The organism is Halobacteriovorax sp. (assembly GCF_041587335.1).
In the GTDB taxonomy this organism is placed as follows: Bacteria; Bdellovibrionota; Bacteriovoracia; order Bacteriovoracales; family Bacteriovoracaceae; genus Halobacteriovorax.
Genome location: NZ_JBFGYP010000269.1, coordinates 1 through 1,955 on the forward strand (window position 1 = coordinate 1; position 1,955 = coordinate 1,955).

A 1,955-nucleotide genomic window follows, 5' to 3' on the forward strand; every position below is an offset into this window, starting at 1 on the left:
ATCAACCTTATACTTAACACTATCTACTGTCTTTTTTATGCCTTTTATTTTTATGTTTATACCTAACTTATGACTCAACTTCTCAAGGTATGATTGATCTAGCTTCTTACCCATGATCAATTGGCCAGCGCTCTCTTCGACGCCGTACCGATCTGTTACGGGTAAGTGGGAGATTAACCAGCTACCATGATCTCCAAAGTTAAAAATCTCTAGAGTTCTTTTATTTCCAGAAAGTGCATTACTTTTATTAATCTTATCGATGAGTTTGGAGGGGATTCTTTGTAGTCCTATGGAGTTTTTATCATGGTCATATCCCAAATTAAATCCATCTAGAAACTTTGTATTACTACCATATAGAATGAGGTCTATATTTAAACTTCTTAGGGCCGAAAGGTTTAAATTTGTTTCAAACTTTTTATAATCTTTAGATTTAAGTGTGTTGTAGTTCTCTTGTCTAGTTGACCATTCCTTATTTTTAAAACTTAACTGACCTAGGTCTTTTAGAATTTCTTTTCGAACAAGTTCATTTATTTGATCAATTTTTCTATATTCTAAGTCTTTAAATTCTGAATAAAAAACAAAACGAGCAAAGATAACCAGGGTTATTAGTACAAGGAATAGAGATAGAGAATAAATGTATAGGAGCTTCTTTTTAGTTTCCATTATTTATTCAGTATATCTCCAATATATATAAGAGCGTAGTTAAAAAGAACCTAATCAAAAATAGTAGGCCCTGCAATTGTTGAACACCAACTGGATAATGTTAATATATAAACTTATCGTAAATAAGTGAGTATATCTTGAGACTTAATTTAAATTAAATAAGTTTATTGATGAAATCAAATTCTTCTTTCGTTACTGGCTGAATTGAGAGCCTGCTCCCTTTCTTTAGAAGTACCATGTCTCTTAGTTGCTCAATATTCTTAAGTTTTGTTAAAGGTAAGTAGGTTTTAAACTTCTTTTGGAACTTAATCGCGACCATAAACCATCTGGGCTCTTCCTTCGATGATTTAGGGTCGTAATACGCGGACTTTTTGTCCCAGGACGTATGGTCAGGGTGAGACTCTCTTACTACTTTTGCTATTCCTGCAATTCCTGGAACTTTACAGCTAGAATGGTAGAGGAGTACGAGGTCTCCTATTTTCATATCATCACGCATGAAGTTCCTTGCCTGATAATTTCTGACCCCATCCCAGCTTTCTGTTTTATCAGGTCTACCGTTTAGGTCGTCAATTGAAAAAGTGTCAGGCTCAGTTTTCATGAGCCAGTACTTTTTAGTCATTCTTTATTAAGCCGTCTAAATTCTTTTTTATAAAGCTTGGCAATGCAAAAGCCGCTGAATGAATTCCCTTATTGTAGTAATCAAAATCTAGTCCTGATTTTTCAACTCTTGAAGAGTCAAAGTCTTTTACTGGATGATACTTCTTTGTAGCAAATGTAAATGACCAAAGTGAACCAGGGTATGTGAGATTTGAAAAAGTATAAAGGAATACATCATTGAATACACTATCAAGGATTTTAATCAATCCCTTTTGGATATCTGTTTGGTACCAAGGAGATTCTCCTTGAGATACAACAATTCCGTCTTCACTTAGGCACTTCTTTAGATCTTCATAGAACTCAGTACCAAAAAGTGGAGTAGCAGGACCAATTGGGTCTGTAGAGTCTACTAGAATTACATCAAACTTTTCTTTCGTTTCTTTAACAAACTTAACACCATCACCAATGATAAGGTTTATTTTATCTCCCGTCAGATCTTTTGCCGTCTGAGGGATATGCTCAATACATGCGTCTACAACCATTTTATCGATTTCAACCATTGTACATTTCTCTACGCTTGAGTGTCGAATGACTTCTCTTGCAGTTCCTCCGTCTCCACCACCTATTACAAGTACATTTTTAGGGTTTGGATGAACGAATAATGGAACATGTGAAATCATGTCATGGTAAGCAAA

3 protein-coding genes are annotated in these 1,955 nt (G+C 34.7%); all 3 read right to left on the bottom strand.

Annotated elements, in window-relative coordinates; genetic code table 11:
* The coding region (locus ABX784_RS17300) for a CHASE4 domain-containing protein (protein ID WP_372656308.1) at positions 1-663 on the bottom strand (663 nt) is incomplete at its 3' end.
* 154 nt (positions 664-817) lie between these two features.
* Positions 818-1,261 (bottom strand): EVE domain-containing protein, encoded by a 444-nt coding sequence (locus ABX784_RS17305; RefSeq protein WP_372656309.1) that lies wholly within the window; start codon positions 1,259-1,261, stop codon positions 818-820.
* Positions 1,262-1,274: 13 nt separating this feature from the next.
* Positions 1,275-1,955, bottom strand: a 681-nt coding sequence (gene speE, locus ABX784_RS17310; protein ID WP_372656310.1) for a polyamine aminopropyltransferase, incomplete at its 5' end; no start/stop codon positions are given.